Origin of the sequence: Stutzerimonas kunmingensis (assembly GCF_900114065.1) — a bacterium.
GTDB classification, from domain to species: domain Bacteria; phylum Pseudomonadota; class Gammaproteobacteria; order Pseudomonadales; family Pseudomonadaceae; genus Stutzerimonas; species Stutzerimonas kunmingensis.
In genome coordinates this window covers 1-6,969 of sequence record NZ_FORS01000026.1, presented here as the reverse complement: position 1 = coordinate 6,969, position 6,969 = coordinate 1, and the positions used below count along the sequence as shown (strand labels likewise).

The 6,969-nt window shown below is 58.0% G+C and carries 10 protein-coding genes; 8 read left to right on the top strand and 2 right to left on the bottom strand.

From position 1 onward, the window contains the following. The 5 genes from BM275_RS21915 to BM275_RS21895 form a co-directional block, all read left to right on the top strand. Positions 1-153: ATP-binding protein (locus BM275_RS21915; RefSeq protein ID WP_244153902.1), on the top strand; the 153-nt coding region annotated here is incomplete at its 5' end. A 520-nt stretch (positions 154-673) separates the two neighbouring features. Continuing rightward, complete coding sequence (msrB, locus tag BM275_RS21910; protein ID WP_003464965.1) at positions 674-1,117, top strand: peptide-methionine (R)-S-oxide reductase MsrB; 444 nt, start codon at positions 674-676, stop codon at positions 1,115-1,117. A gap of 1 nt (position 1,118) precedes the next feature. Further along, entirely contained in the window at positions 1,119-1,658 is a 540-nt protein-coding gene (gene msrA / locus BM275_RS21905) for a peptide-methionine (S)-S-oxide reductase MsrA (protein ID WP_003464967.1), read from the top strand. A 140-nt stretch (positions 1,659-1,798) separates the two neighbouring features. Continuing rightward, positions 1,799-2,503 carry a glutathione S-transferase N-terminal domain-containing protein gene (locus BM275_RS21900; protein ID WP_003464969.1) on the top strand — a complete coding sequence of 235 codons (705 nt, stop codon included), beginning with the start codon at positions 1,799-1,801 and terminating at the stop codon, positions 2,501-2,503. Then, on the top strand, positions 2,500-3,468 hold the full coding sequence (locus BM275_RS21895) for a magnesium and cobalt transport protein CorA (RefSeq protein ID WP_003464971.1): 969 nt from the start codon (positions 2,500-2,502) through the stop codon (positions 3,466-3,468). Before BM275_RS21900 ends, BM275_RS21895 begins: the two co-directional genes overlap by 4 nt. A 204-nt stretch (positions 3,469-3,672) precedes the next feature. On the opposite strand, the gene BM275_RS22360 is transcribed toward BM275_RS21895, so the two are convergent. Next, entirely contained in the window at positions 3,673-3,840 is a 168-nt protein-coding gene (locus tag BM275_RS22360; protein WP_016487060.1) for a hypothetical protein, read from the bottom strand. A gap of 75 nt (positions 3,841-3,915) precedes the next feature. Here BM275_RS22360 and BM275_RS21890 point away from each other — a divergent pair, with 75 nt between their 5' ends. From BM275_RS21890 to BM275_RS21880, 3 genes are all read left to right on the top strand, one after another. Beyond that, positions 3,916-4,929 carry a zinc-binding alcohol dehydrogenase family protein gene (locus BM275_RS21890; protein WP_002118279.1) on the top strand — a complete coding sequence of 338 codons (1,014 nt, stop codon included), beginning with the start codon at positions 3,916-3,918 and terminating at the stop codon, positions 4,927-4,929. Positions 4,930-5,001: 72 nt separating this feature from the next. Further along, on the top strand, positions 5,002-5,433 hold the full coding sequence (locus BM275_RS21885) for a GlcG/HbpS family heme-binding protein (protein WP_005006001.1): 432 nt from the start codon (positions 5,002-5,004) through the stop codon (positions 5,431-5,433). 58 nt (positions 5,434-5,491) lie between these two features. After that, positions 5,492-5,785, top strand: a complete 294-nt coding sequence (locus BM275_RS21880) for a DUF1330 domain-containing protein (RefSeq protein ID WP_010591688.1) — start codon at positions 5,492-5,494, stop codon at positions 5,783-5,785. Between the two features lie 325 nt (positions 5,786-6,110). On the opposite strand, the gene BM275_RS21870 is transcribed toward BM275_RS21880, so the two are convergent. Then, on the bottom strand, positions 6,111-6,581 hold the full coding sequence (locus tag BM275_RS21870; RefSeq protein WP_003464979.1) for a TlpA family protein disulfide reductase: 471 nt from the start codon (positions 6,579-6,581) through the stop codon (positions 6,111-6,113). Positions 6,582-6,969 lie beyond the last annotated feature (388 nt).

Sequence of the window (6,969 nt, the reverse complement as noted above, 5' to 3'; positions counted from 1 at the left end):
CTGGATCGGCTGACCCACCACTGCCACATCGTCGAAACCGGTAACGAGTCCTATCGCCTGCAACACAGTAGCTTGGCGGCCCAGGCCAAGATCAAATCACGGGAGCGAAAGCGTAAGGGCGGCCAGGAACCGGAGGACGATGAGCCGTTCTGATTTCATGGCGACGACGGCCTGCTACATGGCTGCGTGTGGCAGGTCTTAAACAACTGAACTGGGCTAGCGAAGGAGTGGGGGCAACAGCAGCTGCGCTGGTAGACTTATCCACAGTTGCTGGTAACAAAATCAGCAATCCGCCCTGGGTCAAATTTCAATCGGCAGGGTGGGTCAATTTTCCATCAGCGCCAACACACTAAGCAACCATCAGAAAATTTTGACTGTACGCCAAAAAATTCGCATCTACCAGCATCTAAACAGGCGTTGTTGATTATCATAAAACACTGACACTGTATTATATAATCGTGCTTTTGTGTTATTTTTTTAATATTTACTGATTACGTACTTGCTTAACCACTCAGTTGCGCTAGAACTAATAGACGCGAAATTTAAATCTCTAATTTTCCAACACTTAGTAAAACCTCGTTTGCCATCCCACTACCATTGTAGGAGCAAATCAGGAGACATAAAAAATTAGCGGTAGCGTGCCTGGCCCTCTAGATAAGTATTGGAGACTGTAATGAAGTTTGAAAAGTCACAGACAGCAATCGACCACCTGACTCCCGAGCAACACCGAATTACCCAGGAGGCGGGCACCGAAAGGCCCTTCACGGGCGAGTACAACGACAACAAGGAGCCTGGCATCTACGTCGACATAGTGTCGGGAGAGCCACTGTTCGCTTCGACGGACAAGTTCGATTCGGGTACTGGCTGGCCCAGCTTCACCAAGCCGATCGTTTCGGCAAACGTGAACGAGGTGCGGGACAGCGCACACGGCATGGTCCGGACGGAGGTCAGGTCAGTACACGCAGACAGTCATCTCGGCCATGTGTTCCCCGATGGTCCTTCCGACCGCGGCGGTCTGCGGTACTGCATCAACTCAGCGTCCCTTCGCTTCATCCCGCGCGACGAGATGGAGTCCGAGGGATACGGTGAATATCTCGATCAAGTAGAGGAGGCTTAACATGCATCAGCGCGCTGTTCTCGCAGGAGGATGTTTCTGGGGCATGCAGGATCTGATCCGCAAGCGGCCCGGCATCATCTCGACCCGTGTGGGTTACACGGGCGGCGATATTCCGAACGCCACGTATCGTAATCACGGCACGCATGCCGAGGGGATCGAGATTGTCTTCGACCCGACAGTGACGAGCTACCGGAACATCCTGGAATTCTTCTTCCAGATCCACGATCCGACGACGCTGAACCGCCAGGGCAATGATCGTGGGCTCTCCTACCGGTCGGGCATCTATTATGTCGACGAGGAGCAGAAGCGCGTCGCCGAGGATACGATCGCCGATGTGGATGCCTCGGGGCTGTGGGATGGCAAAGTGGTGACCGAGGTCCAGCCGGTCGGCGAGTTCTGGGAGGCCGAGCCCGATCACCAGGATTATCTGGAGAAGCGCCCGGGCGGCTACACCTGCCACTTCGTCCGTCCCGGCTGGGTGCTTCCGAAGCGCCAAAAGGTTGACGACGTACAGCCAGCGGCCGGGACCGCGGCGGAATAGGCTTCACTGCCGTTGCCACTGCGCCGATCCGGTCCGCAATCTTCGTGACCGCGTCGTTCAGCGACGCGGTCATCGAACCCTACTTCAGAGTGACGGCTCGTTCCAGTCAGTCGCCATCGCAACACCAGGATCGCAGATTTATGCCAGACCTCTCGTCCTTTCCGATCACGCAGCGCTGGCCGGCATCTCATCCCGATCGCCTGCAACTCTACGCAGCCCCTACGCCCAATGGCGTCAAGGTCTCGATCATGCTTGAGGAGACTGGCCTGGCGTACGAGCCCCACCTGATCGACATCTCGAACAACGAGTCGAAGGATCCGGCGTTCGTGTCGCTGAACCCGAACGGACGCATACCGGCGATCATCGATCCGGCTGGCCCTGACGGTAGACCCATCGCCTTATGGGAATCCGGTGCGATCCTCCTCTATCTGGCCGACAAGACGGGTCAGTTCATCTCCACCGAACCAGGCCAGCGTTACGAGACCCTAGCGTGGGTGTTCTTTCAGATGTCGGCCATCGGGCCGATGTTCGGTCAGCTCGGCTTCTTCCTGCGATTTGGCGGCAAGGACTATGAGGACAAGCGGCCGCAACAGCGCTTTATCGACGAATCCACGCGTCTGCTGGGGATTCTGGATCGCCGGCTGGAAGGCCGCGACTGGATCGTCGACGACTATTCGATCGCGGACATCGCGACGCTCGGCTGGGTGAATGCGCTGGTGGAATTCTACGCTGCGGGTGACATCCTTGGCCTCAGCAGCTTTTCGAACGTCCGCGCATGGCTTGGACGCGGGCTGGCTCGACCGGCCGTCCAGCGTGGCCTCCACATTCCCGCGAGGCCAGCATGAGCATCATCGCCGCCTATTATTACAACGAAGGCAAGCGAGTTCGCGAAATCGCGCTCGATGAGCACGTCAAGTTGGGCGAGAGTCGCTCGGGCTTCTGCTGGATCGCGCTTAGCGAACCCACCCCCGAGGAACTACTCGCGATCCAAAGGACATATAATCTTCATCCGTTGGCGATCGACAACGCGATGCACCCGCTGTGCCCGCCCAAGCTCGAGGTCTACAACGATGAGTTGTACGTCGTCGCGCAGACCGCCGAGCTGGTCGGCGACCGGATCAGCTACGGCAAGATGGCGATCTTCACCGGTCACAATCACCTTATCACCGTGCGGCACGGCAATGCCGGAGCGCTGGGCAAACTTCGGGAGCAACTCGAGGCATCGCCGACGCAGTTCGGCAAGGGTGTCGACTATGTGCTGCACGCGATCTTGCATCGCGTGGTCGACCAGTATCTGCCCATCTTCGAAATGATCGAGGACGACGTCCTGGCGATGGAGCGACGGTCGCTGCACGATTTCCTCGGGCCAGAAGAGGTGGCGCGAATCTTCGAACTAAGGTCCGAACTCACGCGGTTCCAGCGCACGCTCGGGGCTATGGCCGAGCTGGTGCGAAAGCTCGTTCGCGGCCACTTTCCCTGCATCAGCGCCGAAATGACACCATATTTCCACGACGTCGCGGACCATGTCCACCGCGTGCAGTCCATGGTCGACGGCCTCCTGCTTGTCCTGTCCACGGTCTTTGAGGCCAGCAGCCTTCTTGAAGCGCAAAGGACGGGGGTGATCACCCGCCAGCTGGCGGCTTGGGCGGCAATACTGGCAGTCCCGACGGCGATCGCTGGAATATACGGCATGAACTTTAAGCACATGCCGGAGCTGGACACGGCCTACGGATACTTTGTCGTGCTCGGAGTGATAGCGATATCGTGCGTTTTCCTATTTGTGCGCTTCAAGAAGGCTAAGTGGCTGTGAATACTGCCCATCGTTTTCTTCGCCGTCATCTGACGGTTACAGCGGGCCTTATACGGAAGCTTGTCCAATCCAACTCAAGATGAAGGTGCGTCCATGACATAGCAGCTGACCGACGCTCTACAAGCAGTTCAGTCCTTCATCGCCAAGGGCTAAGACCGCGAATAGCGCGTCAAGGACAGCAATCTCGTCGATCTCGAGCCAGGATCAACCATCGGTCCGTGCGGCATCTGCGTCGACGCGGCGTTTCGCCTCGGAAGCGGTGATGATGGCGATAACGCCTCCACCCTCTACGCGATCACCGATCCGGCGACCGAGCATAAGGGCCTGTTGATCGACGTGTTCGATGAAATCTGCTACCGCGACCCAGTTCAAGAGTCGGGACCTCAATGTAGAAGAAGTTGACTAACGAGCATTCGCGTCATCCGATCAAGCAAGCTGGAGACATTTATGAAAGCCATTGGTTACAAGGTTCCGGGACCCATCGCCGCGGATGCCGCGCTGGTCGACATCAATCTGCCTCGGCCTGTCGCTGCAGGATACGATATCCTGGTTGAGGTGAAGGCCGTCTCGGTCAACCCGGTCGACTACAAGGTCCGCAACAGCACGCCGCCGGCAGATGGCGATTGGAAGGTGCTGGGATGGGATGCCGCCGGGATTGTGCGCGAGGTCGGCCCCGACGTCACGCAGTTCGAGTTAGGCGACGAGGTCTATTATGCCGGATCGATCACACGGCCCGGTACCAATGCGGAGTTCCATCTCGTCGACGCCCGGATTGTCGGTCACAAACCTGCGTCGCTCTCCTGGGCGGAAGCGGCGGCGCTGCCGCTGACGACGTTGACGGCCTGGGAGGCGATGTTCGACCGCCTGGACGTGGCGAAGCCCGTACCCGGTGCGGCGGAGGCGATCCTCATCATCGGTGGCGCGGGCGGGGTTGGGTCGATCGCCGTCCAGATCGCGCGACAGCGCACGGACCTCACCGTCATCGCCACAGCCTCTCGACCGGAAACCCAAGAGTGGGTAAGAGGGCTTGGAGCTCACCACGTCATCGACCATTCTCGTCCGCTCGCGCCACAGATCGCCGAACTCGGCATCGGTGCTCCCGCTTTCGTCTTTTCGACCACACATACCGAGCAACATGTCGCCGACATCGCCGAACTGATCGCCCCACAAGGACGGTTCGGACTGATCGACGATCCCAAGGCATTCGATATCATGGTTTTCAAGCGCAAGGCGGTGTCGATCCACCACGAGCTGATGTTCACGCGGTCGATCTACGGCACGCCCGACATGAATGAGCAGGGCGAGATTCTGGATGCGATGGCAGCGCTGGTTGACGACGGCAAAATCCGCACGACGCTGACCCGGCGACTGTCGCCGATCAATGCCGCCAATCTGAAGACGGTGCATGCACTGATCGAAAGTGGCGCGGCTAAAGGCAAGATCGTCCTCGAAGGCTTCTAACGACCGCGATCGCCAAACATCTTGTCCAACCTCAAAAAGCCGAACGGGTTATGCCCCAGCGATGAGAATCCCATGACCAAATCTATTGCCACCGCCTCGATCAACCGCGAAACCGCAGTCGCCCTCATCGACGCGGCGCTCGCTGCGGCCCGTGCCATCGGCATCCCGGCTGCCGTCGCCGTCGTCGACGCCACCGGTAACCTGCGCGCGTTCGAGCGCACCGACGATGCGCCGTTCCTTACCGTCGATGTTGCCATCGACAAGGCCTGGAGTTCCGCCTCGTTTGGGTTCCCGACCCATGTCTGGAACGACTATGTGACCAACGATCCAAAAGTGGCGCCGCTAGCCTATCGCCCTCGGATGGTCGCTGTCGGCGGCGGTTATCCGATTCTGGAGGATGGGAAGTTGATCGGCGGCATAGGCATCTCCGGAGGCAACTATCAGCAGGATCAGGATGCGTGCGTCGAGGCACTCATGAAAATCGGGTTCCAGTTGCCAGCCTGACGACTGTGAGGCCATCACCGGTGGTAATGGCCAACAGATCCAACCTTTGAGAGGCCTAATGATGGAAGCGTTCGTCGTCTTTACGCGGGAAGAAACCAGCGACCCACATGCACTCGCAACCTATTCTGCAGGCGTCGGACCATCGTTCGATGGTCACGACGTTACCTTTCTCGCCGCTTATGGCGCGATCCAGCATTTGGAGGGGCCGCCCATCGAAGGGGCCGTAATCTTGCGTTTCCCGACGATGCAGGCCGCTCGCGACTGGTATGACAGTCCCGCCTACCAAACCATCGCTGCTCAACGCTTTGCCGGTTCCCGTTACCGCGCCTTTATCATTGAAGGGCGGCGGTGACATACCGACAGAAGCACTTCGGCGCTGACCACGAGGTATCGGCGTGTGAACTCGCATCTTGGGAATCTGTGGGGGGGACCAAGACAGCGGCGCTAGGGGCTCATATCGTCGATCGGATCAGAGAGTTGCTCGGCGAGAATGGGTTATCTATTGCCGAGCTGACGGAGCGGAGCCGCCCTCTCCCAACGGATTGATTCAATCGTTGACGCTCCTCCTATCCGGATCCGGGTTTTCGCACGCTGATCAACAGAGTTACAGCGCGCAACGCCTGTAGTGGGCATCAGGGGATGGGTGGCAATCAGGATGATTGCCCACCTTCCAACGATTAACCTTGCTCAAGTTGCTTCACTAGTCGCTCCGCGTCGAGATGGAAGTCCGAGAAAACAATGCTACCGCCAGCGTCGATAACCGTAAACCACGGAGTTCCTCGTGTGCGGTAGTCTTCCATGAAGGTTGGAAACGGCGAGCCGGTCGGTTGCTCGTCGTGACCGAAAACGATAGGAAGCTCATACTTGAGCTGGTTCACGCGCAACTTCTCGAAGGTATTCTCATGCGTTCCTTCGAAGACGGTCTGGATCACTGCGAACCCCACGTCTTTTGAGCTCAACGCTGCATGCAACTTTTGTAGCGTCGGAAACCCATGCAAATGGCAACCTTGGCACCAATGCTGGAAGGCAAACAAGATTTTCGGGCCGGGCCCGATATCTGACAGTTTGAACGGCGCGATACTTTCCCCATCTTTGCCAATCCATTTTTGCACCCGCAGCTCAGGCGCTTGTCGTTCGATCTCGTTCATCTGATCCTCCAACCCCGATACAGAAGCTTAGTGGATGATCGCGCGTCGCGACGGTGCGCGAACGTCCGACCTTATTTTCCCTATTTCCTGAAGCCAGAATAGATCAGATCGACATTTCGTCCTTAATATACTCAAGCTGCCGGCGAGCGCGAACTGGGCAACCATGCGCTGGTGAGCCTTGAGCTTTGCACGCTGCCCATCCGTTTGAGAGCGAACCTGCAACTTCCGCTCCGCATACCGCAGATCAGCGTACGCAGCCTTGGGGTTATCTACCCTATAGCCATTGGGTATTGGGGGCGGCCGCGGAAACTGAGTGCAACACCTGAACCTTTCGGTAAGGTGTCGGCCCTATGTCCTATCACGAACTCAGCATTGAAGAACGCGTCAC

Coding starts and splice junctions, on each gene's coding strand:
- BM275_RS21890 (WP_002118279.1), top strand. CDS start 3,916: ATGAAAGCCATTGGTTACAAGGTTCCGGGACCCATCGCCGCGGATGCC.
- msrA (WP_003464967.1), top strand. CDS start 1,119: ATGCATCAGCGCGCTGTTCTCGCAGGAGGATGTTTCTGGGGCATGCAG.
- msrB (WP_003464965.1), top strand. CDS start 674: ATGAAGTTTGAAAAGTCACAGACAGCAATCGACCACCTGACTCCCGAG.
- BM275_RS21880 (WP_010591688.1), top strand. CDS start 5,492: ATGATGGAAGCGTTCGTCGTCTTTACGCGGGAAGAAACCAGCGACCCA.
- BM275_RS21900 (WP_003464969.1), top strand. CDS start 1,799: ATGCCAGACCTCTCGTCCTTTCCGATCACGCAGCGCTGGCCGGCATCT.
- BM275_RS21895 (WP_003464971.1), top strand. CDS start 2,500: ATGAGCATCATCGCCGCCTATTATTACAACGAAGGCAAGCGAGTTCGC.
- BM275_RS21870 (WP_003464979.1), bottom strand. CDS start 6,581: ATGAACGAGATCGAACGACAAGCGCCTGAGCTGCGGGTGCAAAAATGG.
- BM275_RS21885 (WP_005006001.1), top strand. CDS start 5,002: ATGACCAAATCTATTGCCACCGCCTCGATCAACCGCGAAACCGCAGTC.